Origin of the sequence: Alteromonas gilva (genome assembly GCF_028595265.1) — a bacterium.
Classification (GTDB): Bacteria; Pseudomonadota; Gammaproteobacteria; order Enterobacterales; family Alteromonadaceae; genus Alteromonas; species Alteromonas gilva.
This window is the reverse complement of the sequence record NZ_JAQQXP010000002.1, coordinates 418,162-445,002: the sequence shown is the minus strand read 5'-3', so window position 1 is coordinate 445,002 and position 26,841 is coordinate 418,162. Positions and strand designations below refer to the sequence as shown.

At 49.5% G+C, this 26,841-nt stretch carries 25 protein-coding genes; 5 read left to right on the top strand and 20 right to left on the bottom strand.

The annotated features are described in order from the left end of the window. Positions 1 to 18 precede the first annotated feature (18 nt). The 4 genes from OIK42_RS15615 to trxA (OIK42_RS15600) form a co-directional block, all read right to left on the bottom strand. Entirely contained in the window at positions 19 to 1,401 is a 1,383-nt protein-coding gene (locus OIK42_RS15615) for an aldehyde dehydrogenase family protein (RefSeq protein WP_273641983.1), read from the bottom strand. A gap of 145 nt (positions 1,402 to 1,546) precedes the next feature. After that, the gene (locus tag OIK42_RS15610; RefSeq protein ID WP_273641982.1) at positions 1,547 to 2,845 is read right to left on the bottom strand and encodes an adenylosuccinate synthase; all 1,299 of its coding nucleotides are present in this window, start codon (positions 2,843 to 2,845) and stop codon (positions 1,547 to 1,549) included. Positions 2,846 to 2,958: 113 nt separating this feature from the next. Next, positions 2,959 to 3,147, bottom strand: coding sequence for a DUF2065 domain-containing protein (locus OIK42_RS15605; protein WP_273641981.1), 189 nt, complete (start codon positions 3,145 to 3,147; stop codon positions 2,959 to 2,961). A gap of 120 nt (positions 3,148 to 3,267) precedes the next feature. Next, a complete protein-coding gene (gene trxA / locus OIK42_RS15600; protein ID WP_273641980.1) occupies positions 3,268 to 4,128 on the bottom strand; it encodes a thioredoxin in 861 nt (286 codons plus the stop codon). Positions 4,129 to 4,252: 124 nt separating this feature from the next. Here trxA (OIK42_RS15600) and OIK42_RS15595 point away from each other — a divergent pair, with 124 nt between their 5' ends. Both OIK42_RS15595 and OIK42_RS15590 read left to right on the top strand, forming a co-directional pair. Next, on the top strand, positions 4,253 to 4,591 hold the full coding sequence (locus OIK42_RS15595; RefSeq protein WP_273641979.1) for an Mpo1-like protein: 339 nt from the start codon (positions 4,253 to 4,255) through the stop codon (positions 4,589 to 4,591). After that, entirely contained in the window at positions 4,591 to 6,651 is a 2,061-nt protein-coding gene (locus OIK42_RS15590) for a S9 family peptidase (RefSeq protein ID WP_273641978.1), read from the top strand. Before OIK42_RS15595 ends, OIK42_RS15590 begins: the two co-directional genes overlap by 1 nt. 75 nt (positions 6,652 to 6,726) lie before the next feature. On the opposite strand, the gene OIK42_RS15585 is transcribed toward OIK42_RS15590, so the two are convergent. From OIK42_RS15585 to purE, 5 genes are all read right to left on the bottom strand, one after another. Next, positions 6,727 to 7,842: a PQQ-dependent sugar dehydrogenase gene (locus OIK42_RS15585; RefSeq protein ID WP_273641977.1), complete on the bottom strand. Its 1,116-nt coding sequence runs from the start codon at positions 7,840 to 7,842 to the stop codon at positions 6,727 to 6,729. A 94-nt stretch (positions 7,843 to 7,936) separates the two neighbouring features. Next, entirely contained in the window at positions 7,937 to 8,407 is a 471-nt protein-coding gene (locus OIK42_RS15580; RefSeq protein ID WP_273641976.1) for a Dps family protein, read from the bottom strand. An 82-nt stretch (positions 8,408 to 8,489) separates the two neighbouring features. After that, positions 8,490 to 8,966 carry a copper chaperone PCu(A)C gene (locus tag OIK42_RS15575; RefSeq protein ID WP_273641975.1) on the bottom strand — a complete coding sequence of 159 codons (477 nt, stop codon included), beginning with the start codon at positions 8,964 to 8,966 and terminating at the stop codon, positions 8,490 to 8,492. Between the two features lie 218 nt (positions 8,967 to 9,184). Further along, positions 9,185 to 10,339, bottom strand: coding sequence for a 5-(carboxyamino)imidazole ribonucleotide synthase (locus OIK42_RS15570; protein WP_273641974.1), 1,155 nt, complete (start codon positions 10,337 to 10,339; stop codon positions 9,185 to 9,187). A gap of 2 nt (positions 10,340 to 10,341) precedes the next feature. Continuing rightward, on the bottom strand, positions 10,342 to 10,827 hold the full coding sequence (purE, locus tag OIK42_RS15565) for a 5-(carboxyamino)imidazole ribonucleotide mutase (protein WP_273641973.1): 486 nt from the start codon (positions 10,825 to 10,827) through the stop codon (positions 10,342 to 10,344). Between the two features lie 261 nt (positions 10,828 to 11,088). Between purE and OIK42_RS15560 the strand changes: the two genes are divergently transcribed. Then, a complete protein-coding gene (locus OIK42_RS15560) occupies positions 11,089 to 11,967 on the top strand; it encodes a LysR family transcriptional regulator (protein ID WP_273641972.1) in 879 nt (292 codons plus the stop codon). On the opposite strand, the gene OIK42_RS15555 is transcribed toward OIK42_RS15560, so the two are convergent. From OIK42_RS15555 to trxA (OIK42_RS15540), 4 genes are all read right to left on the bottom strand, one after another. After that, complete coding sequence (locus OIK42_RS15555) at positions 11,942 to 14,728, bottom strand: ATP-binding protein (RefSeq protein ID WP_273641971.1); 2,787 nt, start codon at positions 14,726 to 14,728, stop codon at positions 11,942 to 11,944. The genes OIK42_RS15560 and OIK42_RS15555 overlap by 26 nt on opposite strands. A 6-nt stretch (positions 14,729 to 14,734) precedes the next feature. Beyond that, positions 14,735 to 16,042, bottom strand: coding sequence for an amidohydrolase (locus tag OIK42_RS15550; RefSeq protein WP_273641970.1), 1,308 nt, complete (start codon positions 16,040 to 16,042; stop codon positions 14,735 to 14,737). A 104-nt stretch (positions 16,043 to 16,146) separates the two neighbouring features. Continuing rightward, a complete protein-coding gene (gene rho / locus OIK42_RS15545) occupies positions 16,147 to 17,412 on the bottom strand; it encodes a transcription termination factor Rho (protein WP_273641968.1) in 1,266 nt (421 codons plus the stop codon). Between the two features lie 292 nt (positions 17,413 to 17,704). Next, positions 17,705 to 18,031: a thioredoxin TrxA gene (gene trxA, locus OIK42_RS15540; RefSeq protein WP_105936165.1), complete on the bottom strand. Its 327-nt coding sequence runs from the start codon at positions 18,029 to 18,031 to the stop codon at positions 17,705 to 17,707. Positions 18,032 to 18,131: 100 nt separating this feature from the next. On the opposite strand from trxA (OIK42_RS15540), the gene rhlB reads away from it, so the two are divergent. Together rhlB and OIK42_RS15530 are read left to right on the top strand one after the other, a co-directional pair. Beyond that, positions 18,132 to 19,406 carry an ATP-dependent RNA helicase RhlB gene (rhlB, locus tag OIK42_RS15535; protein WP_273641967.1) on the top strand — a complete coding sequence of 425 codons (1,275 nt, stop codon included), beginning with the start codon at positions 18,132 to 18,134 and terminating at the stop codon, positions 19,404 to 19,406. A gap of 12 nt (positions 19,407 to 19,418) precedes the next feature. Then, positions 19,419 to 20,930, top strand: coding sequence for a Ppx/GppA phosphatase family protein (locus OIK42_RS15530; RefSeq protein WP_273641966.1), 1,512 nt, complete (start codon positions 19,419 to 19,421; stop codon positions 20,928 to 20,930). A 28-nt stretch (positions 20,931 to 20,958) separates the two neighbouring features. Here OIK42_RS15530 and hemB read toward each other — a convergent pair whose 3' ends face one another. From hemB to tatA, 7 genes are all read right to left on the bottom strand, one after another. Beyond that, positions 20,959 to 21,957, bottom strand: a complete 999-nt coding sequence (hemB, locus tag OIK42_RS15525) for a porphobilinogen synthase (protein ID WP_273641965.1) — start codon at positions 21,955 to 21,957, stop codon at positions 20,959 to 20,961. A 9-nt stretch (positions 21,958 to 21,966) separates the two neighbouring features. Beyond that, a complete protein-coding gene (locus tag OIK42_RS15520; protein ID WP_273641964.1) occupies positions 21,967 to 23,847 on the bottom strand; it encodes a sensor domain-containing diguanylate cyclase in 1,881 nt (626 codons plus the stop codon). Between the two features lie 13 nt (positions 23,848 to 23,860). After that, complete coding sequence (locus OIK42_RS15515) at positions 23,861 to 24,631, bottom strand: TatD family hydrolase (protein ID WP_273641963.1); 771 nt, start codon at positions 24,629 to 24,631, stop codon at positions 23,861 to 23,863. Between the two features lies 1 nt (position 24,632). Next, complete coding sequence (locus OIK42_RS15510; protein WP_273641962.1) at positions 24,633 to 25,253, bottom strand: hypothetical protein; 621 nt, start codon at positions 25,251 to 25,253, stop codon at positions 24,633 to 24,635. Positions 25,254 to 25,316: 63 nt separating this feature from the next. Beyond that, a complete protein-coding gene (gene tatC, locus OIK42_RS15505) occupies positions 25,317 to 26,078 on the bottom strand; it encodes a twin-arginine translocase subunit TatC (RefSeq protein WP_273641961.1) in 762 nt (253 codons plus the stop codon). Continuing rightward, on the bottom strand, positions 26,079 to 26,378 hold the full coding sequence (gene tatB / locus OIK42_RS15500) for a Sec-independent protein translocase protein TatB (protein ID WP_273641960.1): 300 nt from the start codon (positions 26,376 to 26,378) through the stop codon (positions 26,079 to 26,081). Next, on the bottom strand, positions 26,378 to 26,614 hold the full coding sequence (gene tatA / locus OIK42_RS15495; protein ID WP_273641959.1) for a twin-arginine translocase TatA/TatE family subunit: 237 nt from the start codon (positions 26,612 to 26,614) through the stop codon (positions 26,378 to 26,380). Before tatA ends, tatB begins: the two co-directional genes overlap by 1 nt. Between the last annotated feature and the right edge of the window lie 227 nt (positions 26,615 to 26,841).

Here is a 26,841-nt window from a genome sequence, read left to right as displayed (position 1 = left end):
TGGATAGTCGAAATCAAATCACAGCAACTTTTTTAATATAAAGCGTTTTCTGGCGCTTGATGGGGCATAGCGCACGGCAACATCAAACCAAAAACTGCGTTTCATCACACTCTTGTGATGACTGAAGGTATTAAAACCAAAACGCCCATGATAGCGCCCCATACCGCTATGCCCTACACCACCAAAAGGCAGCGCAGGGTTTGCCATAAACATCATAGTATCATTAATACAGACGCTACCTGCGCTAATTTCGTCAATCATTTTTTGCTGTACATCAGGCTTCTCACTAAACAGGTAGGCAGCCAGCGGTTTAGCCCGGCGTTTAATAAAATCGAATGCCTCAGATATGCTACTGACTTCTATCACTGGTAAAACAGGGCCAAAAATTTCTTCCTGCATCACCGTGCTTTCGATATCCGGGTTGAGAATAACAGTGGGTGCCATGCGCAGCGATTGAGCATCACTTTCGCCCCCCATAATCACGTCCTGCCCTTGCAAATATCCCTGCAAACGCTCAAGGTGCCCGGCGTTAATAATCTTGCCGTAATCGTCACTGGCAATAGGCTGCGCGCCAAACTGACGGTGAATTTCATGCTCCAGCCTGGCAAGAAAGTTACTGGTGCAACTGCGCTCCACCAGCACATAGTCAGGGGCGATGCAGGTTTGTCCGGCATTCGTCCACTTGCCCCATACCACGCGCCTCGCAGTGGTGGCCATATCGGTATTCGCATCAACCACACAGGGGCTTTTGCCGCCTAATTCCAGCGTGACCGGGGTCAGGTGTTTGGCTGCCGCTTGCATCACAATTTTACCTACGTTCTCGCCACCGGTATAAAATATATGGTCAAAAGGCATGGCGAGCAGCCGGGTGGCAACATCTTTATCGCCTTCAATGACGCTCACAGCATCACCGTCTAAATACCTGGGGATCAGCCTGCCCATTATCGCGGCACTGGCGGGGGCCAGCTCCGAAGGCTTTAATATAACGCAGTTACCCGCTGCCAACGCGGCGGTGTAGGGGGCGAGGGTTAGCTGCAGCGGGTAATTCCAGGCACCGAGGATCAATACTGTCCCCAGGGGCTCCGGCTGTATCATGCTACGGCCCGGTTGCGCGATGAGCGGCGTACTCACTTTTTCCGCTTTCATCCATTTTCGCAGATGTTTTTTGGTATGGCGGATATCACTGAGCAAAAAGCCGATTTCGGTGGTATAGGCTTCACTGGCACTTTTACCCAGGTCCTCGTTTAATGCACTGAGTAATGCCGTTTTATTTTCGGTTAACAATCGTTGTAAGGCATCGAGCTGGGCCTTGCGCCACTCATAGGTACGCGTTTTACCTAATGAAAAAGACTGTTGTAACCGTTCGAAGGTTCCCTCAATAGTGCCTGAATTGATACTCACCGATACGTGCTCCTGTGGGGTATAGAGCATCATAGTAGCATTATCGCAGCGCAATAAAAAAGCCGGCAAATTGCCCATCGTCGGGCACAAAAAAGCCCCGTTTAACGAGGCTCTTTGAGAGTATTTAGGTGTCTGATTTATTTAATCAGGCATCGTAAGGATGGCGCATCACAATGGTTTCATTGCGGTCCGGTCCGGTCGAAATGATATCAACCGGCACACCTGTGATGGCCTCTAAACGGGCAATGTAGTTTTTGGCTGGCTGCGGCAGCTTATCATACTCGGTCACCCCAAACGTGTTGTCATGCCAGCCCGGCATTTCTTCGTACACTGGCGTTACCAAATCGTACCCGTCAGCAGCCATCGGTGGTACGTCTTTAACGTTGCCGTCTTTGTCTTTATAGCCGATACAAATTTGCAGCGTATCCAAACCATCCAGCACGTCGAGTTTGGTTAAACAAAAACCGGTAATAGAATTAATTTGTACAGCACGCTTCATCGCTACGGCGTCAAACCAGCCAGTACGACGCTTACGACCAGTGGTTGCACCAAACTCATGCCCCTTCACGCCGAGGTGCTGGCCAACATCGTCATCCAATTCGGTCGGAAAAGGGCCCGAGCCAACACGCGTGGTGTAAGCTTTAACAATACCCAGCACGTAGTCGAGGTTCAACGGGCCAAATCCGGCACCGGTAGCAACGCCACCCACAGTGGTGTTCGACGACGTCACGTAAGGATAAGTACCGTGGTCAATATCGAGCAGCGTGCCCTGCGCGCCTTCAAACATAATAGGCAGACCGGCCTTTTGCGCCTTGTCCAGTTCGTCTGTTACATCGACCACCATCGCGCGTAAAATATCGGCAACTGCCAGCGCGTCGGCCAGGGTTTTATCATAATCGACCGGTTCTTCGCCGTAGTATTGGGTAAGCGTGAAGTTATGCACATCCAGTACTTCTTTCAGCTTGGCAGCGAAATCCTTGGCATTGAATAAGTCACCTACCCGCAGGCCACGGCGCGCTACTTTGTCTTCGTAGGCAGGGCCAATGCCGCGCCCGGTCGTACCGATAGCCTTAGTGCCGCGTGCTTTCTCACGCGCAACATCAAGGGCCACATGGTAAGGCAAAATAAGCGGGCAAGCCTCGCTGATTTTCAGGCGCTCACGTACGGGCACACCACGCTCTTCAAGCATCGCGACTTCTGTCATCAGCGCTTCCGGGCTCAATACCACGCCGTTACCTATGATGCAGGTCACGTTGTCACGCAGAATGCCAGAGGGAATTAAATGCAGAACGGTTTTTTCACCGTCGATTACCAGTGTGTGACCAGCATTGTGTCCGCCCTGATAGCGCACAACATACTTTGCCCGGTCAGTAAGCAGATCTACTACTTTACCTTTACCTTCGTCACCCCATTGGGTGCCAAGGACCACAATATTTTTAGCCATGAGTCGAGTATGTTAAAAAATTAGGCGTGGATTCTATCAAAAATCCGTATACAGGATCATCTGTTTTATGCACAAATATTCAGCTGGGGGCCGATTAAACCCTATTTACCGGTTTACATAGCCGTGAAATACAAACAAATAAGCCCGGTTATCACCAATGCTCCGCCTATCCGGCGTATCTGATTAGGGTTCGTTTGTGCCAGCTGCGTTAAATACCGTTGCCAGCGATTGGGCATCAGCAGCGGACCAGCGCCTTCGATAATCAGCACAATAGCGAGGGAGACCCATAACCAGTCAGGCATATTACTCTCAATGGTTGGTGGGTATCGCCCTGCTATAACAACAACCAGGACGACCCGTTAAGGATTACAACTTGCGTGACCTGGCACAGCCCGACAACAACGGGCCGCAGCAGTACGCCATTAGTACATCAGGCTGTACAACTTGCGCCGGTACTTCGATTTAAGCGAGTCACCATCAGGTAGTGCATTAATGACATCCAGCATGAACTTTTTGGCGTCGCCAAAAGCGAAGTCCTTCAACAACACGGCGTATAATAACGCCAGTGCTTCTTCCGAACGTTGCACCTGATACAACGCTACAGCGAGGTCCACCTGCACCTGCAGATCGTCCGGGTTGGCAGCAGCCTGCTCCTGCAATGACCGGATCTCCGGGGTATCGGCGGCCTGCTCAGCCAGCTCAACTTTCCCTTGCAGAGCCTGATACCGATGATCCTGATCGACCATCTTAATCTCTTCCAGCAGGGTTTTTGCAACTGGCACCGCGCCGGTCTCAATCAGACAATCGATATACATATATTTAGCGTCAATATTGTCGCCATTCAGCTCATAGGCCTGTTTGGCCAGAGGGAAGGCACCGGTATAGTCGCCGCCGGCGACCAACTCAGAAGCCTTGGCTAAATACTCGTCTTCCGGCTTGGGTAAATATTTACCCAGCATGGCGCGGATTTCGGCTTCGGGCTGAACGCCGGCAAAGCCATCAATGGGCTGTGCATCTTTGACAACCATGACGGTGGGTAAATTGCGAATGCCAAACTGCGCGGCGACTTCCTGCTGTTTTTCGCAATCAACTTTAGCTAACAGCAGGGTATCGGGATACTCGCCGGCGATTTTTTCCAATACCGGCATTAAGTCTTTGCAGGGCTCACACCACTCTGCCCAAAAGTCGATAAGTACGAGTTTTTCTTTGGATACTTCCAGAATAACCTGTTGGAAATTCTCCACGGTTAAATCTACGATGTTGTTTGACATCAGTTCCTGCATGGTAATTCGCCTGTCATAATTCGTTTTTAAAGCCATATCTATTAGGCATATATGGGCACATTGTACTTAATTACAAGTGACAGGCTACACTATCTACTGCATACCCATAAACGATGTAGGAATTATGACCAATGAACAACGCTTTGCCTCGTTCAGCGAGTTTTACCCGTATTACCTTGCTGAACACCAACACCCGATGTGTCGGCGCTTACATTTTATCGGCTCTGCACTGGTAATCAGCTTACTGATATTGTGTTTGGTGACGCAAACGTGGATGCTGTTATGGTTATTGCCAGTGGCAGGCTATGGATTTGCCTGGCTTGGTCACTTTAAGTTTGAACATAATAAACCTGCAACCTTTCGCTATCCACTGTATAGCTTTATTGGCGACTGGGTTATGTTCACCCATATATTGCAGGGCAAAATCAGTTTATCGACGACAGAATCGAAGGAACAACAATAATGAAGCATTTCACCATCAAAGCGCTGTTTGCCAGTGCCGTGCTGGCAGCATCACTGCCGGGACACAGCGCAGAAGGGCCGGTCACAACGTTCGACTATCAACATATTTTTGAGCTTGAATATGCGTCTTCGCCCTTGTTCACGCCCGATGATAAACACATTATTTACGAACGCCGTAGTAATGACATTATGCATGACCGCATGCACACCAGCTTATGGCGGATTGACGTAAAAACCGGGGCCCACCGCCCCCTCATTGCTGAACAGGCGAATGTACGCAGCCCGGTATTATCGCCGGATGGTAATAAGCTTGCTTATTTGTCAGACCGGGGCGGTTCACAACAACTGTATGTGCGTTACCTGGACAGCGGCGAAGATGCACTGCTTACCAACACCAGTTATTCACCGGGTAACGTGACATGGTCGCCGGATAGCAAAACACTGGCGTTCACCATGTTTACCCCGGCGCCTAATAAGCCTCTGTTTACCGGTATGCCCGGAAAACCGGATAATGCCCAGTGGGCTGAGTCGGGAATTTTTATTGAAGACATTAATTACCGTTCTGACGGTGCGGGCTACGTCCCTGGCGGCTTTGCGCAGATTTATATACTGCCACTCGACGGCGGAACCCCGCGCCAGCTCACCTTTAGTGATGTGCCCATCAATGGTGACCTGGACTGGTCGCATGATGGCAAGAGTCTGCTATTTTCAACTAACCCCAGCGCTAATTACGCCATGGAAGTGATGACCAGCGATATCTATCGGCTGGCAATTAACAGTGGCGAGTTGTCGCAGGTTACCAGTTTAGAAGGCCCGGAAGGTAGCCCTAAAGTCAGCCCCAACGGCAAATACCTGGCATTTAGTCATGTGACCGACCGCAAGCTGAGCTTCCAAAGTAACGACCTGTGGGTGATGCGTTTAGATAACGGCAAACTCACCAACCTGACTGAGTCCCTGGACCGCTCGGTAGGTCAGTTCGAATGGGCCCATGGCAGTGATGAGCTGTACATCAGCTATGACGATGCAGGCCAGACCAGAGTAGCGCGCATCGAATTAGACGGCGATACCGACAGGCTCAGTATTGCATTAGGCGGCCAGTCCATGGGCAGGCCATACACTTCCGGCGAGTTTGCGCTGTCAGGCAGCGGTGCGCTGGTATTTACCTCATCCGATGGTACCTCACCGGCCGATCTGTTTATGCACGACAAGCGCGGCCAGGTTAAACAATTAACCACGCTCAACAATGACGTGCTTGGCCACCTCAAGCTGTCAGCGATTGAACCACTAACCGTTGCCTCATCGGTCGATGATCGCCCCATTCAAGCCTGGATGCTGACGCCGCCCGACTTTGATGCCAGCAAAAAGTATCCGCTGATTCTCGAGATCCACGGTGGCCCCCACGCGGCCTACGGCCCTAATTTTAGCGCTGAGATCCAGTTGATGGCGGCCAAAGGGTATGTGGTGGTTTGGGCCAACCCTCGCGGCAGTACCTCTTATGGCGAAGACTTCGCAAACCTCATTCATCACAATTACCCTTCACAGGACTACAATGATCTGATGGATGTTGTCGATGGCGTCATAGCCAAAGGCTCTATCGATACTGACAACTTGTTCATCACCGGCGGCTCAGGCGGCGGTGTATTAACTGCCTGGTCAATCGGCAAAACCGATCGCTTTGCCGCAGCGGTGGTCGCCAAGCCGGTAATTAACTGGATGAGCTTTGCGTTAACTGCTGATGCGTATCCTTATTTCAGTCAGTACTGGATGCCGGGGATGCCCTGGGAAATTCCTGATCACCTGTGGCAGCACTCGCCGCTCTCACTGGTAGGTAATGTCACCACCCCCACCATGCTGCTGACCGGCGAAGCCGACTACAGAACACCTATTAGTGAGTCAGAGCAATACTATCAGGCACTCAAACTACAGGGCGTTGACGCCGCCATGCTCCGCTTGCCCGGCGCATCCCATGGTATCGCTGGCAAACCATCGCGCTTAGCGCAAAAGGTCGGCAACATTCTGGCCTGGTTTGAACGTTACAGAACAACACCGGATGGCAACTAGCGAATCGCCACTGTGTAACGAAAACAAAAAAGGCGGCCATTGGCCGCCTTTTTGACAAGTGATGTTGGCTTAACGTTATTTAGCCGCCGGCAGCAGCTGCAATAATTTACCGTTATCTTCGTCAGTTAACACGTAAATCATGCCGTTTGGTCCTACCTCAACATCCCGTATCCGCTCTCCGCGATCGCGTAAATACTCAGTCTGACTGACTGGTTCGCCCGCGTCGTTAAAGGTAATACGGCGTAGGTGACGAAACTTTAACGCGCCCACTAGCAAGTCACCCTGCCAGTCTTTAAAGACATTGCCGTTATAGAAGGTCATGCCACTGGGGGCAATGGAAGGATCCCAGTAAAGCACAGGTTGCTCCATGCCTGGCTGGGCCGTTTTGTCAGAAATAATATCACCGTCGTAATCAATACCGTAGGTGATAAGCGGCCAGCCATAATTATTGCCCGCTTTGATCAAATTAACCTCATCACCGCCTTTCGGGCCGTGTTCCATGGCCCACAACGCACCGGTTTGCGGGTGAACGGTCAGGCCCTGTATATTGCGGTGACCATAGCTAAACACCTCGGGCGCATCGCCATCAATAAACGGGTTGTCTGCCAACGGCTCACCGTCACGGGTAATACGCACTATTTTACCAAAATGGTTATCGGTGTTTTGCGCTTCATCCATGTATTTATAACGATCGCCCATGGCGACGTATAAGTTCTCAGCGCTATCAAAACTCAGCCGACAACCAAAATGAAAACCGTTATCTACGACTGAATCGGCGATAAAAATGTCGCTGACCGCGGTCAGAGCGTTGCCGGCCAGAGTGGCCCGCGCGACGCTGGAACTGCTGCCGCCGTCTGTCGGCCTTGAGTAGCAAAAATAGATCTGCTGATTGGTCGTAAAATCCGGATCAACAATGATATCGAGCAGGCCGCCCTGGCCATTTGCAGCCACTTTTGGCACACCCGATAAGGGCTTACTGAGGCCCGAGCCAAAATTATAGCGGCGAACCTGGCCACTGCGTTCAGTTATCAGCACATCGCCTGTGGGCAGAAAAGTCATTCCCCACGGGTGATCCAGGCCACTGGCTAATTCGTTTACGGTAACATCGGTTGTTGCCTGACTACTAAACGCAACAGCACCGGCGAAGGCCAGTGCTGTGAGTTTAGCAACCTTATTTTGTGGTCGCTTCATTGTCGTCTCTTGTTGTTTTTAGGTTAAAGCCTGCTGATGCCGGCACATCGCGTTGTCGGTTATGGTTCAGCAGGCCGCTTTATTGCAGTAAATTTTACTGGAGCATTGCCCGCAACATCCAGGCGGTCTTCTCGTGCACGCGCATCCGATCGGAGACCAGCGCGGCCGTTGACTCATCGTCTGCATTTTGCGCAATACTTAACACTGCGCGACAGGTTTTGACTACCTGCTCATGACCGTGGGTAAGTAAGCTTACCATTTCAGTGGCTTCCGGCACGCCTTCGACTTCTTCAATCGCGCTTAATTCAGCAAAGCCTTTATAGGTTCCCGGGGCGGCGACGCCAAGCGTGCGAATACGTTCTGCAATGTCATCTACCGCTGTTGCCAGCTCAGTATAATGCTCCTCGAACATCAGGTGCAGTTCTCTGAACTGAGGCCCTGTTACGTTCCAGTGAAAATTATGGGTCTGTAAATACAAGGTATAGGAATCTGCCAACACCTTCTTCAGACCTGCGGCGATCGCTTCGCGATCCGCTTCGTCGATGCCTATATCAATTACGCTCATACTAACTCCTTGGCTTAAAACTTCTGCTAGTCATTAATAGCAGTCAATCACGGATTCAGATTACTTTATTAGCAACCTGTGCTTAATGGTGTAAATGTGTACCCGCTTTGGCCGCGTCTCCCACCGTCACCAACACCGTTTTATCGGCCTGATTATCAAAATGCAGTGTGAGGTTAAACGTATTGCCAGTTTCAAGCGGCTTAACCAATCCCATAAGCATAATATGGTAGCTACCGGGCTTCAATTCAACCATCGCATCCGGTGCGATACCAATACCATCGGTAACTTGTCGCATTTTCATCATATCACCTTCCATGAAAGTGGTATGAATTTGCGCTTCGGCGGCAATATCACTTGAAACACTGACACCTTCGAGCACGATGGGCGAGTCATGATGATTCATAACGGTCAAATAGACCGCTGCAGTGGAGGCTAACGCAAAGGTGGCCCGGGCATTGGCGTTATGCACCATAATTGAGTCCATGGCCAACACCGCTGGCGCTGCCCAAAACAGGTGAGTGGCAAGCACTAAAGTTATCACTGCCGATTTGACGCTCATTTTCACTCCATTCTTTTTTGTTTATTAGCCTTTTCACTGTAACCTAATTTTGCGATTGCTCAATATTGAAAAAGGCATGTGTTGCGTAAGTATAACACGCACTTCAGCGTAAAATTTAACACTGGTCGCGCCAATGACATGCAGCACTGCAAACAAAAAGACCCCGCGTTTGGCGAGGTCCTTATTATCAGTTCATTCAGTTTATACAGATGGACGCGCTAACGAATATTAGCCAGGCGCTGACTTTCATCCGGCAAACAGGGGAAATGGGTGGTCGACAGATAACCGCTTAAGCGCTGCAGTTTATTGCCCAGCGCCTGATAGCTCTCTGCTGTTACATTGATATGACCCATTTTACGTTTATGCCTGACCGATTTACCGTACCAGTTTAAATGCACGCCAGGGATGCTCAGCAACGCCAACTGATGATCATCGCAGCCAATGATATTAACCATAGCACTGACTGCCGCGTCACCACCGATGTTGCCTGTCGCGCCCAGCGATAAACCTAACACAGCACGCAGATGATTCTCGAACTGACTGGTATGGGCGCCAGCCTGGGTCCAGTGGCCTGAGTTATGAACACGCGGCGCCAGCTCATTGACCAGCAGTGTCTCACCACATTGAAACAACTCAACAGCCAGCACACCCACGTAATCCATACCTTCAACCAAGCGGGTAAATATCTCTTGCGCCCTGGCAGTGAGGGCCTCATTACTTGCAGTTGCCGGTGCCACAGAAACGTGCAATTGCCCCTGGTGGTGTAAGTTTTCGGCCAGCGGATAAACCATGACTTCGCCGTTGCGGCTGCGGGCGCCAATCAGCGACAGTTCGCGGTCAAAGTTGAGCATCTTTTCAACTACCAGCGGCACCTTTTCAAGATCGAGCCCGGCGAGCTGTTGTTGCAGCTGCGGTAATTCCTCTGCTTTATTTAAACGCCATTGACCATAACCGTCATAACCATCGCGACTGGCCTTAATGATTAAGCGTTCGCCGAGCTGCTGAACACAGTCTGGCAACTGATCAACGTTGGTGACAATCTGATAAGGACAGTTGGGAATATCTAACCGGCTCAGCAATTGTTTTTCGCGCACGCGGTCTGCACCAATTAACACCGAGGCCATTCCCGGCAGCAGTTTGCCAGACGCTTCGGCTTGCTCAAGGAGGTCTTCGGGTACGTGCTCAAACTCCACGGTCAGCGCGTCGGCCCAGTCAATAGCCTGCGCAATAGTGCCATCCAGGCGTGCTTTACTGACCGGGTGAACCACGGTATTACTGTTTACATCGACCGCCCTGACGTCAATGCCCAGCGCCGCTCCATCCAGATACATCATTTGCGCCAGTTGACCGGCGCCATACACCAGCACCTGCATGACTATAACTCCAGCTTACCATTGGCTAACACGGTTTCGGTTTGACTTTCACGAAACTCGATAATCGCTTTACGCACTTCGGGCTCCTGTAAGGCCACAACCTGCGCAGCCAGCAATCCGGCATTCGCAGCACCAGCCTCACCTATCGCCAGCGTACCCACTGCCACGCCCTTGGGCATTTGCACAATTGACAACAATGAGTCCAGACCATTTAGCGCCTTAGACTTAACCGGGCAGCCAAAGACAGGTAAATGGGTATGGGCGGCAATCATACCGGGTAAATGGGCAGCGCCGCCGGCCCCGGCAATAATGGCACTAAAACCACTGTTTTCGGCCTGTTCAGCAAACTCTACCAGCAGATTTGGAGTGCGGTGCGCAGAGACAACCTGCGCCTCAAAATCAACGCCAAACTGCTTTAACATTATTGCTGCATGTTGCATTGTTGGCCAATCAGAGGTTGACCCCATTACTATTGCGATTTTTGCCATTGTTCAGCCCTCACAGACTTTTGCGTTCAACAATCAACGGTCTGAATCTCTCGACCTGTGTTTGAAAAGCGGCCGATATTAGCCTATTTTGCTGCATTTGCCCATAGTCTGCCGAGGGATTGCCGCGCAATTATGGCGGTACAAATGCTGTACAACCGTTTTTTTTATTGCACACAAAGACTTGCTTATTATTTATAGATAGAAATAAATTCAATTCTGGTTTATTTTTATAGCAACATATTGCAGCGCGGATCTACGAACATGTTAACTTTCAGGCTTCTTGAAGTATTTCAACAGGTGGTTGATTGCGGCTCTGTGACCGCAGCTTCGAATGCGTTACAGTTATCTCAACCTACTGTGTCACTGCAGTTAAAAAAGCTCAATAGTATCGTCGGCATGCCGTTACTGGAGCATTTTCAGGGCAGCCAGCACTTAACCGAAGCCGGCATTGCCGTGTACCGCTGCGCCCAGGAAATTTTAAGCTCAAAAGAAAAGCTCGAAAGCCAGCTTAGCGCATTACGTGGTGTTGAAATCGGTTCCCTGAAACTCGCCGTCGTCACCACGGCCAAGTATATTATACCGCCGTTGCTCAGCCCGTTTTGCAAAGAACACCCGAATATTGACGTGCGCTTTACCGTGGGTAACCGGGCCCAGATAGCCGAAAGGCTCATGCAAAACCGTGACGATTTGTACATTTTTACCTATCCACCGCAGGATGAAGAACTCATATGTGAGCCATTTTTAGCCAATCCACTGGTTGTTATAGCGCCCCCTGACTATGACGGCCCGGATAACTGCGCGCTGAGTGAATTAACCGAACGTAAGTTTCTGTTGCGCGAGTATGGTAGCGGCACTCGCCGTACGCTCGATGAATACTGCGATAAACGCGATATTACATTCACCAACACTATGGTTATAGAAAGTAATGAGGCGATTCGTTTAGCGGTATCAGCAGGGCTGGGCTTAGCGGTGCTGTCAAAGCACACCCTGGCGCAATCTTCAGACGATCAGGTCAGAATCCTGAATATCACCGACTTCCCGATTGTCAGCACCTGGCAGGTAGTTACCAATAGACGCAGGCCAATTAGCGTAGCTGCCCAGGCGTTTCGTCAGTCTATTCTGAATAAACCACGTACTTAGCAATGGTTTGGTAAAGCTTATTGCGGCGCACGGGTTTACTCAAATAATCGGTCATGCCTGCATTTAAGCAGGCCTGTCGGTCATCCTCAAACGCATTGGCCGTTAACGCAATAATCGGAATTGTCGATTTATCAGATGGCAACTGACGTATTGCCATGGTGGCTGAAAACCCATCCATGACCGGCATCTGACAATCCATTAAAATAACGTCAAAGGGTACTTTAGGTAGTATCTCCAGCGCTTCACGACCATTTTTAGCGCGGATACAGCGGGCACCACAATCTTTCATCATATCCAGAACAATTTCGGCATTAATATCATTGTCTTCAACCAGCAAGACTTTTAATCCGGAAGGCAGTTCGAATTTACCCTCAACGCTGGGCTCTTTTTGCTGAGTGGTCTGTGGAAGCGGCAAACTAATAATAAACTCACTGCCAGCACCGGCTTCGCTATTAAGCGCTAAGGTACCGTTCATAAGGTCGACCAGCTTGCTGGTGATTGAGAGCCCCAGTCCGGTACCATTAAATTGCCGGGAACTGGAGACATCGGCCTGAATAAACTGCTCGAAGATTCGAGTTTGCTCCTCTGGTGCAATGCCAATACCACTGTCTTTTACCGAAAGCGTAAGCCACTGTTTTCGGTATTCAACCCGCACCAACACGCCACCCTTATTAGTAAATTTAACCGCGTTGCTCATTAAGTTATTCAATATCTGACTAATTTTCCCTGCATCCCCGAGCAACATCGCAGGCACATCGGTTATCCATTCAATATCAAGGGAAATCTGTTTACGGCTGGCGGCCTGGCGATGTATTTCGGCGCAGCCTTCGAGTACGTCGACGGGTGAAAACGGCAATTGATTTACGGTCATTTTACCCGCTTCTATCTTTGACCAGTCCAGAATACTATCGAGGATTAACAGCAAGTTATTTGCTGACTGCATGATCACCTGAATCCGTTTTCGCACGTCCGTTGCGAGCGGCTGCTCTAACAAATTCTCACAGGTACCTAAAATACCATTCATTGGCGTGCGTATTTCGTGTGACATATTGGCCAGAAAGTTAGACTTTGACACACTGGCACTCTCTGCCTGCTCCAGCGCTTTTATCAGTGACGCGGTTTTTTCTTCGACACGTTCACTTAAGGTCAGATTAAGCTGCTCCAGCTCTTCGTTTAACCGGCTCTGACGTTCCCTCGATTCATTGAGTTCGTTGAAAGCGCTGACCAGTCGCTCGCCCAGTTGATCAAATTCCAGCGCTAAGCCAGTAATTTCTTTAAGCTGTATGCGGTCGTTGCGAAGCGACTGAACCGATATGGGGTTTTCGGGGGTGTAGCCGGCAAAGGTTTTCATCAGTGCGGCTATAGGACGGGCAAAAATCTGCGCAACGTGGCCACCAATAAAGATCCCCACCAATCCCAGACACACCAGTAAAATTAGCGCCCAGCCCAAGTAGCTGGCACTTAATGTCATGTAATTGCTGTACTCGAAAAGTACCGTGACTGTCCAGCCATGCTGCGGTTCGCGCGAGTGTGCTACAAACCATTGATGCGTTAAAAACTCATCGCGCTTAAAACAGTTTTCTCGTCCACAATCATCCAATGCCGGTTGTTCCAGTGGGTTTAAACGTAGCTCAGGGGAGGCGTACACAACCTTGCCATTGTTATCGCGATACAGGGACCAGAACCGCGGTAGATTGCGACTATCGTATTCTACAAAACTGCTTAAATTGAGCGAGCCCTCTAAAATACCTGTCATCTGGCCTTGCTCGTCGTACAAAGGGCTGGCGATAGCGACGATAGGATCGTTGCCAAACCCGCGGCCCTGGAACGCCGGTGAGATATAACGGCGACCGGTTGCCATCACCTGCTTAAAGTAATCTCGCTGTGCCACGTTCGCCTGATTCAGGCGCCTTGCCCGGCTCAGCAGATTAGTCGGATAAGCATGGGTAATATCACCGTCCCGATCAGTAATCAAAAAGGTGAGGTATTCAGGATATTCGCGCGCCAGATTAGCCAGTACATCCGGTGCCATATCGCTGATGCTGGCACCAAATTTACTGGCCATCGATAACGTATTGGCAGTATTGCTAATGGCGCCGGCATGGTTATCTAAAAATTGACTCAACTCAGTCACCATCACTTGTGCGCGCTGCGACATATAGCTGGCTAGCTGACCTGCCTGCTGACGCTGCAGCTGGCTTACATGAACATAGGTCATAATGAAAATAGCGAAGAAAAACAGCGCCGAAAACATGTACCGAAATAGCGTTTCAGCCTCGGCTTGCAACGAAAAATCAAGTTTCAGTCGGCGTAATAAAGCCAGGTAAAAAAGGTGACCGAATAAGCCGGAGAATATGCCACTTAACCAGGTAACCGAAAAGTCAGTATAGGTCAGCGATAAATGCGTGCTCTCTGTTAAGAAGAAAATCACAACATAGAGCGGAATGGCGATAATACTCCACCCACCCAGTCCCACTTTTATTGGGCTTAACAGTTCAGTTTTGCTGGATAAGCCGTTAACCAGTAATGGCTGAAAGGCCAGTGAGGTAACGAGTAGTGGATCGTTACCTTTGAGCAACAGGACGCCATAAATGATGGCAGTGACAATAAATGTCGCTCTGAAAGACAATAGCAAGGCTGCAGTAATGGCAAAGCCGCCACCAAAAAATATTACCCCGCCACTTTGCAAGGGAGAGGGTAAAAAATTCATTGCAGCGCCAACAACAGCCAGCGCCAATGCTTGCAGCGTCCTGTTCAACATGGCAGGTTACTGCGCGTTCGAGGAATGCGTATCCATGTAGTCCAGCGTTAAATTAGTCAGTACCCGAACGCCCAGTTTCATACCGCTGTCATCCACATAAAACTCCGGCGTATGGTGTGCGGGCGAATCTTCGGCTGGTACATCAAGCGGTTTACCACCGAGCCACATGAACAGACCCGGAACTTTCTCCTGATAAAATGAAAAGTCCTCTGCCCCTGTCACAGGCTTGGCCAGAATCGTGTTTTCTTTACCGGCAACACGTTCCACAGTTGGCAGCATTTCGGCGGTTAACGATGGATCGTTGTAAGTGATAGGGTAATTGTAATCAAGCGGCAAGGTCAGCTCAGCGGTAGCGCCCATGCTATCGGCGATACCTTTTACCTTGCGCGCCATTGCCTCGTAGACATGTTCACGGGCTTTATGATTAAGCGTACGAATGGTACCGACCAATTCCACCTCGTTAGGGATAATATTAGAGCGATTACCACCGTGAATTGAACCTACCGTGACCACGGCAGCATCATCAATGATTTTCAGTTCACGACTAACGATGGTTTGCAACGACATGATCATTTGCGCCGCGGTGGTAATAGGGTCAACACTTTTCCACGGATAGGCACCGTGTGCTTGCTTGCCATGGATAACAATTTTAAACGGGTCAACCGCGGCCATGGTGCCACCGGGATTATAACTTACCGTACCCACGTCGTTATTGGCACTGATGTGCAAACCAAAAATCACATCAACCTTGGGGTTTTCAAGCACCCCTTCCTTGACCATGATTTCGGCGCCGCCTTTTTCACCCGGAGGTGCGCCCTCTTCGGCCGGCTGAAAGATAAACTTTACCTTACCGGATAGCTTGTCTTTCATGTCGGTGAGTATGCCGGCGGCTCCCATTAACATCGCCATGTGCGTATCGTGTCCGCAGGCGTGCATAACAGGCACCTCGTTACCGTTATACTCACCCACCTCTTCAGAGCGCCAGGGTAAGTCATTTTCTTCGGGCACAGGCAGACCATCCATATCGGCGCGCAACGCGACAACAGGACCTGGACGACCGCTGTCAAGCACCGCGACGACGCCGGTTTTGGCAACACCGGTTTGTACCTCCAGACCAAGCGAACGCAAATACGTAGCAATATATTCGGCGGTCTTAAATTCACGGTTAGATAATTCGGGATATTGATGAAGATGATGACGCCAGCTAATCACATCACTTTCAATTTTGTCAGCGAGGGTATCTACCTGACTATTCTGGGCCAGTACAGCACAAGACGAGAAAGTAACAAAAGCGGCCAAAGCAATCCTGAACATAGGGTGTTCCTTCATTGTAATTAGTAAAGGTAACAGTACTCTGTCTGTGCAAAAAGCACAAAAAAAACCGCTTTAAAAGCGGTTTTTTCGTAGTGATGGGCTGACTAGCTGCGTTGCCGTTTCATGGCATTAAAGAACTCGTCATTGGTTTTGGTCATCGACAGCTTGTTGATAAGAAACTCCATCGCATCGATCTCTGACATCTCATGCACTATCTTGCGCAAGATCCACATTTTCTGAAGCTCATCCTGAGTGGTCAGCAACTCTTCGCGACGGGTACCAGAACGGTTAAAGTCAATGGCAGGGAAAACACGTTTCTCTGCAATCTTACGGTGCAAATGTAACTCCATGTTACCCGTACCCTTAAACTCTTCGTAGATAACTTCATCCATCTTAGAGCCGGTATCAATCAGCGCAGTGGCAATAATGGTTAAACTACCGCCTTCTTCAACGTTACGGGCGGCACCGAAGAAGCGTTTAGGCTTGTGCAGTGCGTTGGCATCAACACCACCGGTCAATACTTTACCTGACGAGGGAATTACGGTGTTGTAGGCGCGCGCCAGACGGGTAATCGAGTCAAGCAAAATGACCACGTCTTTTTTGTGCTCTACCAAACGCTTGGCTTTTTCAATTACCATTTCCGCTACCTGAACGTGGCGGCTGGCAGGTTCATCAAAGGTAGAAGCTACCACCTCGCCACGCACCAAACGGTGCATTTCGGTGACTTCTTCCGGGCGTTCGTCGATGAGCAACACCATGAGTTCACACTCCGGATGATTAGCCGCAATCGACTGCGCAATGTTTTGTAGTAATAATGTCTTACCCGCTTTGGGTGGCGCAACAATTAAGCCACGCTGACCGCGACCGATTGGCGATGCCAAATCCAGTACCCGTGCCGTAATATCCTCAGATGAGCCGTTGCCACGCTCCATCCGCAGACGGTCATTGGCATGCAGTGGGGTAAGGTTTTCAAAAAGGATCTTGTTCCGTGAATTCTCCGGTTTATCGAAGTTTACTTCACGAATTTTAAGCAGGGCAAAGTAACGTTCACTGTCTTTAGGCGGGCGAATTTTCCCGGCTATAGTGTCACCCGTGCGTAAGTTAAATCGTCTGATTTGGCTCGGTGAGACATAAATATCATCAGGCCCGGCCAGATAAGATGAGTCTGCAGAGCGCAAAAAGCCGAAGCCGTCCTGGAGGATTTCCAGTACGCCATCACCAAAAATGTCTTCACCGCTTTTTGCATGGGATTTGAGAATCGAGAAAATGATATCTTGTTTTCTCGCCCGGGCCATATTGTCTAGGCCCATTTCGTCGGCAAGGGCTACCAATTCGCTAATTGGCTTATTCTTAAGTTCCGTTAGATTCATACTGGTGGGTCTTTGTATTTGAACGTCTTTTAGGGAAATTCGTTAATTAATAGAATTCGAGCTTGCGCCCAGATGCGGGCAGTAAGGATGCTAGGTTTGCCTAGACTCAGTAAAGGTAGCACCATATCTTATTACCGTCCAGACTAAATCGGCCAAATGTTAAAAAAATTTACCTTCTGGTTTTCTGATTGCTTGATTCGAACAGCTGCCGATGCCTGCGGCCCCCTCACAACAGACCACAAAAAACCGGCCTTAGCCGGTTTTTACTATCTGTACAAGGAAGCTTTAAAAGCTAGATATTTTCGTTCAGAAACTCAGTCAATTGCGCTTTTGACAAGGCGCCGACTTTAGTCGCTGCAACATTTCCGCCCTTAAACAGCAACAGTGTGGGAATGCCACGAATGCCGTATTTTGGCGGAGTTTCATTATTTTCATCGACATTCAGCTTACCAACTGTTAACTTTCCTTCAAAGTCGGTTGCTACCTCTTCGAGAATTGGGGCAATCATTTTACAGGGGCCACACCATTCGGCCCAGAAGTCAACCAGCACAGGACCTTCAGCATTGATAACATCTGCTTCGAACTTATCGTCAGTCAACTGGATAATTTTGTCGCTCATTCTTTTCTCCGTAATTGGTCTGTTGCTGATTTGTTTCAGCTCTACCATAAGTGTTATATAGAAACTGTTTTTTAATGCAAGCACTGATAAGCTATAAGCTATGCAAACAACTCATTTAACCGAAACACATTTTTCCGATTTACCCATCAATAGCAATGTTATTGATGCCTTAAATGCCGCAAATTTTTCGCATTGTACACCAATTCAAGCGTTAAGCTTACCTCCTTTACTAGAAGGTAACGATATTGCTGGCCAGGCTCAAACCGGAACAGGTAAAACCATTGCATTTCTGGTTGCAACTTTCCACCATATTTTAAGCCAACCGGCCAAAACTGATGGTACAAAAAGTGGTCCAAGGGCCATTATTATGGCACCTACCAGAGAACTTGCCGTACAAATTTATAATGATGCCGAGCTGCTGAGTAAGCACACGGGATTATCACTTGGTCTCATATATGGGGGCGAGGGATATGAAAGTCAACGCGAAACGCTACAAGATGGTGTTGATATCATCATTGGTACCACGGGCAGAATTCTCGACTATTATAAGCAAGGGGTGTTTACACTCGATAATATTCAGGTCGCCGTGCTTGATGAAGCCGACCGTATGTTCGACCTCGGTTTTATTAAAGATATTCGCTATTTGTTCCGCCGTATGCCGCCTGCAACCGAACGCCTGAGTATGTTGTTTTCAGCAACACTAAGCTACCGGGTTCAGGAGTTGGCTTACGAACACATGGACAATCCGACTCACGTGCAGGTAGAAGCCAAGCAAATGACCGCAAGTCGTGTATCAGCAGAACTGTTTTACCCTTCTGATGACGACAAAATGCGTTTATTGTTAACCTTAATGGAAGAAGAATGGCCTGAGAAAGCCATTGTTTTTGCCAATACCAAGCACAGCTGTGAGCGAGTGGCCGACTGGCTGGAGGCCGATGGCCATCGGGTGGGATTACTAAGTGGTGATGTACCGCAAAAGAAACGGCTTGGCATTCTTGAAGGCTTTACCGGCGGTAAACTGGACATACTCGTGGCAACCGACGTCGCCGCTCGGGGCCTCCATGTTGAAGATGTATCGCATGTATTTAATTATGACTTGCCCGACGACCCGGAAGATTACGTACACCGAATTGGCCGCACCGGGCGCGCTGGCCGAAGTGGCGTCGCCATAAGCTTTGCCTGTGAAAAGTACGCGTTAAACTTACCGGCAATAGAGGAGTATATTCAGCACCCGATTCCGGTGACTGATTATGTTCAGGATGCGCTGTTGGACGACATTACGCCACCGAAACCGCGTCAACGCCGGCAAAACAGACGACCAACTTCACGTCGTGGTGGATCAGGGAAACGCCCACAACATAAGAAAAACTCATAATACAGAAGACGTATGCAGCCACAAACCCAATTTGACGCCGAAACACTCGGTGAATATTATGCCGCGGTAGACCTTGGGTCGAATAGTTTTCATATGGTTGTAGTGCACGTTGTTAATGGCAGCGTGCAGATAATGGGTAAAATAAAGCAAAAAGTCCGTCTCGCTGCTGGTCTTAACGAAGATATGGTGCTCAGCCAAGAGAGCATGCAGCGCGGCTGGGACTGTCTGCAAACATTCGCCGAACGACTTCAGGATATTCCGCCGTCTAATATTCGGGTGGTGGCAACGGCGACTCTTCGACTTGCCGCCAACGCACAACAGTTCATCGACACTGCAGAGTCCATCTTAAAGCATCATCTTGAGGTGATATCCGGCGAGGAAGAAGCCCGTCAGATATACCTGGGCGTTGCCTATACCTCAGCCAATCAGGGCAATTCTCTGGTCATTGATATCGGCGGCGCGAGTACCGAAATAATTATCGGCAATGATATGCAGCCTATCCATATGGTGAGCCTCGATATGGGGTGTGTCACTTTTATGGACCGTTTCTTTGCCGGTGGTGAGCTATCTGAAGCCAATTTTCAGCGCGCTCAGGCCGCGGCGTATGAACGTTTAGACCCGGTAGCAGACGCCTTTCTCTGCTTTGACTGGCGCAACTGCCTGGGCGCATCAGGCACTCCCCAGGCAATTACCGAGATCCTGGTAAAGCAAGGCATCAGCGACGCCATCCGGCTGGACTACCTGTATAATTTAAAGCAGCAATGTATCGACTGCGGCAATATTAACAATTTGGTTATTGATGGCCTGGATGCCAGCCGACAGCCTATATTCCCAAGCGGCCTGACTATCTTACTGGCGTTGTTTGAACGACTGAAGATTAGCACAATGAATATCTCCGGCGGCGCACTTCGTGAAGGCTTGATTTACGGTATGCTCGATAACTTAAAGCACAATGACAGACGCATACAAACCATTAATAACACGCTGCGCCGCTATCATATCGACAAACCTCACGCCCTGAACGTGAAAGACGTGGCTCTGACGCTGTGTCGCCAATTGTGCCAGCAAACCTCCTTTTGTCACCTGGATACCGAAACCGTGCTTGATGCCGCAGCTATGCTGCACGAAATTGGTTTGCACATCGAATACAAAAAGCACCACGAGCATGGCGCTTACATACTGAACTTTATCGATTTGCCGGGCTATACCCGTTTACAGCGCGCCGCCGTGCGTGACCTGGTAGGCGCTCACCGACAAACTATCGACCTGGCGCCTTTTGCCCTTTATCACAACGAGGTAAGGCCCATGTTGCTGGGCTTACTGCGGGTATTACGTATTGCCGTAGTGGTATGCTTAAGACGTCATCAGCAGCATATTCCTGCTATTTCCCTAAGCATTAACGACAGTGAGTGGACACTCTCATTCCCCGAGAAGTGGCTGAAAGAACATCCCCTGATTAATGCTGAGTTAGTCAATGAGGCATGGCTGCAACATAAAGCCGGCTGGCGACTGGTCTGCCAGTAAGCCAATACCTCAATGTCTATCGCGTTGTCTATCCTTTCAGTAACCTGGCAGCTGCCGGCGCAAAGTAGGTTAAAATACCATCGGCGCCAGCCCGCTTAAATGCCAGCAACGACTCCAGTATCACTTCGTCTTGCTTTAACCAGCCTTTTTCAAACGCCGCCATATGCATGGCATATTCACCGCTTACCTGGTAAGCAAAAGTGGGTACCGCAAGCTCAGACTTACAACGCCGTACAATATCCAGATACGGCATGCCCGGCTTAACCATTACCATATCCGCCCCTTCTTCCAGATCCAGCGCAATTTCGGCGATTGCCTCGTCACTATTAGCCGGATCCATTTGATAGGTTTTTTTATTACCGCCTTTAATATTGGCTGCTGATCCGACAGCGTCCCGGAAAGGTCCGTAGTAACTTGATGCATACTTAGCCGAATACGCCATAATGCAGGTATGCACAAACCCGGCATCTTCCAGCGCATCCCGAATAGCACCAATACGCCCGTCCATCATATCTGATGGCGCAACAATATCGACGCCGGCTTCGGCGTGGGATAGGGCCTGCTTAATGAGCACTTCGACAGTTGCATCATTAATCACGTAACCGTCGTCATCTATCAGGCCATCCTGACCGTGTGAGGTAAAAGGATCTAATGCCACATCGGCTATCAGCATCATCTCTGGCAGGGCTTGCTTGAGCGCCCGAATCGCGGTCTGTGCGATACCATCAGGGTTGAATGCCTCACTGGCGCACAGAGATTTTTTTTCCATCGGGGTGACCGGAAACAGCGCCATACTACGGATGCCTAGCTCATAAGCTGCACGGGCCTCCTCTATTAATAAATCTACCGACAAGCGCTCGACACCCGGCATGGAAGGCACGGCTTCACGCTGATTGCTGCCAGGCAATACAAATACCGGGTAAATCAGGTCTGCGGCGTGTAACTGATGCTCAGCCACCATGGCCCGCAAGCCTTCTGTACGGCGTAAGCGACGCGGGCGGCGGGGTAAATATTGTGAATAGCTCATAAATTAACTCTATTTGGGTTTAGGATTGGCAACCACACGGTTTCTGCCTGCTTGCTTGGCCATGTAAAGGCGCTCGTCAGCAAGCTTTAACAGGCGGGCGTGCCCTTCATCCCGACTAATGACCGCACTGGCAACACCACCGCTCAGGGTAAGAGGAACGGTATGACCGTCACAGTGGCAGGGGCTTTGTTCAACGACCTGGCGCATACTTTCAATCAACTGGTAGGCACCTTCTATATCGGTGTTGGGTAAAATAATCACAAACTCTTCGCCACCATAACGACAAACATCGTCGCTGGGACGCTTTAACATTTCCTGTAAAAGAGAGGCGACATGGGTGATACAGGCGTCACCCACACTGTGACCATATTGGTCGTTCACCTGTTTAAAGTGATCAATATCGAGCATCGCCAGCGCCAACGGGGTTTGTTCCCGTCGACTACGGCGACCCTCGGCAATCACCCGTTTATCGAAATGACGGCGATTACGTATGCCGGTAAGCGGATCGATGGTATTGAGCTTCTCCAGCTCGCGGTTGGCTTCAGAAAGCTCCCTTAAGGCGATTTCAAGTTCAAGGGTCCGTTCCTGTACATTGTACTCAAGTTCGTTTTGAGAACGCATCTGAACGTCAATTAACGCCTGTTTAGCCTCCAGTGCACTGCGCTCTTGCTCTAGTGCATCTTCCTGAGCCTTAAACATCTGCTCGCGCTGACGGCTATAGCCAATGGCCAGAATAAGGGCCAGCATAAGCGCTTCGATCGTCGCCCCATATACCAGTAAAACATGGGAAGGAACGTTCACCGATATGATACCCAGGTTGTCCAGGCTGGCGGAAAAAGCGCTAATCAATAACGCGCCCCACGCTAAGGTGTAATAGCGGGCGATAATGATTTTACGGTAGCTAAGCCAAATTACTACGCCCATAATTAAAAACACGACGATAGTTAACAAAACTAAGAACAGCTTTATGGAAATGGCATAGTCAATGACTAAGGAACTCACCGTTAATCCGGCAAACGCCAGCATCAGCGCTTTCAAATACTTATCGGCGCGCATACTATGGCGACGCACCTCTAACAGCGCCGAGGAAAAAATCACTGCAAACATTAGTGTTGCACTGGCTAAAAAGCTGACGGCTTTAGCCTGAAACCATACCTGCTCGGGCCATAAATACTTGTAGCTGTAGCCGTGCAGGGTCGCCAGTGTCAAACCAAGACAAACGACATAGCCGCTGTAATATAAAAACGTGAAGTTTTTAGTGGTAAAGAAAAAGAACAGATTGCTCAGCCCCATGGCCAGCAGTAATCCGAAAAAGAGCCCCATGACCAGATTCACACTGCTGACATGCTGACCAAAGGCCACGCGCTGCCAAATTGTCACCGGTACTTTTATGACGCTGGTTGAGCTGACCCTGATATAAACGCGAACCGGTTGCTCACTATCAGGCAGCGGGATCAAAAAGCCGTGATACTGTCGGGGCCGCTGCGAGAACGGACGAGCGTCACCACCAGAAAAAATTTGCTGCTGCTCACCCGCCTGCTCAATCCATACGTCAATGTTATCGAGCAGAGGATAATCCATCTCAATATAAGATGTGTTTTTAGCCGTATTGGCTGACGCCAAGTCAAATCGTAACCAGTGCACTTGTTCACTGAAACCAAAAGACGCCGGATTATCGACTTCTGCCCAGCTGTCTTCTGAAAGGGCACGGATCTGGTCGAACTCCACCCCGGTTTGGCTTTGGTAACTGTAAAGTGTTGGCCGGTAGTTGCCCCCGTGATTTTTGCTGGTAACCTGCGCGATAACAATGAGTATAGCAATGACCATAACGCTGGTGATACTGAACAGCCATTTTTCTGTTGCGCGTGTCGTGGACGCAAAAAGTTGCATAGCAAATACTCAATTATTTGAATAACAAACAGCTATTTCGAAAAGTAGCCGCTTCTACCTGGGCAACATCGAGGCCTTTTAATACTGCCACTTCCAGGCCTACATGGGGTAAATATGCCGGTGAGTTATCACGTTTTCTGGGTTTCAGTGTTTTAGGATACAAGTAGGGCGCATCGGTTTCCAGAACTAAACGCTCTAAGGGGAGTTCGGTCACAGCTTGTTGCAACATCGCCCCTCGTTTTGGGTCGCAAACCCAGCCAGTCACGCCGATATATAAGCCAAACGAGAGGTAGTGATGCATCTGTTCGGGAGTGCCGGTAAAACAGTGTGCAATGCCGCCCGATAATGATGCTAAATAGGGTTGCAAGCAGGCACATTGCTCATCGAACGCATCACGCTCATGCAAATACAGGGGTTTGTTAAGTTCACAGGCAAGCTCTATTTGCATTTTGAACACCGCTTGCTGAACATCCCGCGGTGAAAAGTCACGATTATAATCCAGACCACACTCACCAATAGCAACAACCCCGGGACGACTGACGCGGCGGCGCAATTCCGCCCAATGCGACGACCTGACATCTTTCGCATGATGCGGATGCACCCCGAGGGTATAACACAATGTATGGGGATATTGTTGGTAAAGAGATTCCGCAACGGCCCATTCGTCAGGATGCGTCGTAATCAGACACATACGCGTAACATTGGCCTGTGCGGCAGCGGCCAGTGTCGCTTCAGCAGGTAAACGTTGGTCAAAGACGTTTACCCCCGCATCAAACCAGGCCACGTTACTGTATCCGCTTAACTTTTATGCGACGGTTTACATTCTCACGACTCAGGTAAAACGCCCCCAAAGCACCGCGCTCAACATATACCTCCTGCCCCTCTTTTAGGCGCATACGGGTGCTATCGGTTTGTTTCCACACTGAGCCATCCTGCAAATGAACGTAGCGCGTGTCACGCGGTCCATCCTCAATGCTGGCGATAACCGAGGCGATACGTTCTATCTGATCAACCGGCTTTTTAGGGGCCAACCCGAATTCAGAGACCTTATCAGACTGCGCCGGGGTATTCTGTGTAACGGCCTCGCGGCTTTGTGCGGGCGGTGCAGCGCGACGGTTACTGTTATTCTGTGGGGTTGGTGCAGAGACCGGCGTGCGGCTGGCCGCAACATCGGCTGCTGCGCTCTTTTCTGACCGCTGTCGGACCAATGGCGGCGCCTCGACTGCAGCCTGCTTCTTTACAGACTGCTCGCCAGAAATCACCAGCGCATCAAAACAATTCAGACGCTGGCTATCATTGGCAATGCGCTTGCACGCTGCAATGGCTTGTTGCAGGGTTTCAGCCTGTGCATTAGATGCTGACAACACCACCAAACTGACTACGATAAGCAAAGCAGACTTGTTCATAAACTGCGTCCTATTGTTATGATAATCGGATGATAATCGGATTAAATTCGGGCCTGTAAGCCCTTACTCGCCTGACTTATCACTCTCTGGCTGCTCATCCTCTTCGTCATCTTCTTTATGAGAATAAAAAGAACCGACAACAATCCCACACTCGTACAATATCCACATGGGGATGGCGAGTAATGACTGTGAAATGATATCCGGCGGCGTTAACAGCATTCCCACGACAAAGGCACCCACAATCACATAAGGCCGCTTTTGACGAAGACTGGCAGCATCAGTCATACCGGTCCAGCACATTAGTACAATGGCAACCGGTATTTCAAAAGACACGCCGAAGGCAAAAAACAATTTTAAGACAAAGTTCAGGTAGCTGTTGATGTCTGTGGCAACCGTCACGCCTTCCGGTGCGACCGACGTAAAAAACGCAAAGACCACCGGAAACACCACGAAATACGCAAAGGCCATTCCTGTATAAAATAACAATGTACTGGAAAACAGTAATGGCCCAACGAGCTTTTTCTCGTTGCGGTACAGACCCGGCGCAACAAAGCCCCACACCTGATACAGCACGTACGGAATGGCCAAAAAGAATGACAACACCATGGTGAGTTTGAACGGCGCAAAGAATGGCGATGCAACATCAGTGGCTATCATCGACGAATTAACCGGTAAGGTTTTCAATAATGGCTGCGCCAGTAGTTGGTATAAATCGTTAGAAAAATACGCTAAACAAGCAAATACCAGCAGCACACTGAGTACGGCACGCAACAACCTTGAGCGCAGCTCAATCAGGTGCGAAATAAGACTATTTTCTTCGGTCATTTACGGCTTTTTATACGGTTCTTGAACAGATTCGGCGGACTTTTTAAGTTCGTCGACACTGCTCTGTAATTCCGGTGAAAGGTCTTTTAGGCCTTGTTGTTCGGCTTTTTTCAGATTCTCGTGTAACTCGTGCACCCGCAATTGATGTTCAACCTCTTCTTTAAAGCCAGAGGCAACATTACGTACGCTGCGCACCGTTTTTAGTGTCGAGCGCAAAGCACCAGGCAAACGTTCCGGCCCCAGTACCAGGAGCGCCATCACGCCAATCAGCAAAAGTTCCCAAAACCCGATATCGAACATTAGCGTTTATCTTTCGCTTCGCTTTCTGTTTTAAGCGGCTCGCCTTCAGCCTGAGGCTTATCTTCAACCTTGGCTTGCTTATCTTTAAAGTCAGCGTCTTCGTCAGACACCGCCTTTTTAAACCCTTTAATAGCACCGCCCAGATCTGAACCAATGCCTTTTAACTTTTTGGTGCCAAATAACAACACAACTATTACCAGTACAATCAGTAATTGTACCCAACCAATATTACCCATAAAAACCTCTAACTTACATCTGTTGGTACAGTATGCCACTGACTGTCGTCTTCGCCAGCATTTTTATCGTTTAATCACTATATTCTACCGAGCAATTGCCTGTAACACAGCAACTGTATGTTAGCTTACGCCACAACTGAAGTCTGCATCGACCACTAACCTGCGCTGTTTACATCACTCGCCGAGACGAAAAATAATTTGCAGGGACTGTATTTATCACGCAAGCT

Coding starts and splice junctions, on each gene's coding strand:
- rho (WP_273641968.1), bottom strand. CDS start 17,412: ATGAATCTAACGGAACTTAAGAATAAGCCAATTAGCGAATTGGTAGCC.
- OIK42_RS15585 (WP_273641977.1), bottom strand. CDS start 7,842: ATGAAGCGACCACAAAATAAGGTTGCTAAACTCACAGCACTGGCCTTC.
- OIK42_RS15605 (WP_273641981.1), bottom strand. CDS start 3,147: ATGCCTGACTGGTTATGGGTCTCCCTCGCTATTGTGCTGATTATCGAA.
- OIK42_RS15510 (WP_273641962.1), bottom strand. CDS start 25,253: ATGAACAAGTCTGCTTTGCTTATCGTAGTCAGTTTGGTGGTGTTGTCA.
- tatA (WP_273641959.1), bottom strand. CDS start 26,614: ATGGGTAATATTGGTTGGGTACAATTACTGATTGTACTGGTAATAGTT.
- OIK42_RS15530 (WP_273641966.1), top strand. CDS start 19,419: ATGCAGCCACAAACCCAATTTGACGCCGAAACACTCGGTGAATATTAT.
- trxA (WP_105936165.1), bottom strand. CDS start 18,031: ATGAGCGACAAAATTATCCAGTTGACTGACGATAAGTTCGAAGCAGAT.
- rhlB (WP_273641967.1), top strand. CDS start 18,132: ATGCAAACAACTCATTTAACCGAAACACATTTTTCCGATTTACCCATC.
- OIK42_RS15580 (WP_273641976.1), bottom strand. CDS start 8,407: ATGAGCGTAATTGATATAGGCATCGACGAAGCGGATCGCGAAGCGATC.
- OIK42_RS15595 (WP_273641979.1), top strand. CDS start 4,253: ATGACCAATGAACAACGCTTTGCCTCGTTCAGCGAGTTTTACCCGTAT.
- OIK42_RS15520 (WP_273641964.1), bottom strand. CDS start 23,847: ATGCAACTTTTTGCGTCCACGACACGCGCAACAGAAAAATGGCTGTTC.
- purE (WP_273641973.1), bottom strand. CDS start 10,827: ATGGCAAAAATCGCAATAGTAATGGGGTCAACCTCTGATTGGCCAACA.
- hemB (WP_273641965.1), bottom strand. CDS start 21,957: ATGAGCTATTCACAATATTTACCCCGCCGCCCGCGTCGCTTACGCCGT.
- OIK42_RS15590 (WP_273641978.1), top strand. CDS start 4,591: ATGAAGCATTTCACCATCAAAGCGCTGTTTGCCAGTGCCGTGCTGGCA.
- trxA (WP_273641980.1), bottom strand. CDS start 4,128: ATGCAGGAACTGATGTCAAACAACATCGTAGATTTAACCGTGGAGAAT.
- tatC (WP_273641961.1), bottom strand. CDS start 26,078: ATGACCGAAGAAAATAGTCTTATTTCGCACCTGATTGAGCTGCGCTCA.
- OIK42_RS15560 (WP_273641972.1), top strand. CDS start 11,089: ATGTTAACTTTCAGGCTTCTTGAAGTATTTCAACAGGTGGTTGATTGC.
- OIK42_RS15575 (WP_273641975.1), bottom strand. CDS start 8,966: ATGAGCGTCAAATCGGCAGTGATAACTTTAGTGCTTGCCACTCACCTG.
- OIK42_RS15555 (WP_273641971.1), bottom strand. CDS start 14,728: ATGTTGAACAGGACGCTGCAAGCATTGGCGCTGGCTGTTGTTGGCGCT.
- OIK42_RS15550 (WP_273641970.1), bottom strand. CDS start 16,042: ATGTTCAGGATTGCTTTGGCCGCTTTTGTTACTTTCTCGTCTTGTGCT.
- tatB (WP_273641960.1), bottom strand. CDS start 26,378: ATGTTCGATATCGGGTTTTGGGAACTTTTGCTGATTGGCGTGATGGCG.
- OIK42_RS15570 (WP_273641974.1), bottom strand. CDS start 10,339: ATGCAGGTGCTGGTGTATGGCGCCGGTCAACTGGCGCAAATGATGTAT.
- OIK42_RS15610 (WP_273641982.1), bottom strand. CDS start 2,845: ATGGCTAAAAATATTGTGGTCCTTGGCACCCAATGGGGTGACGAAGGT.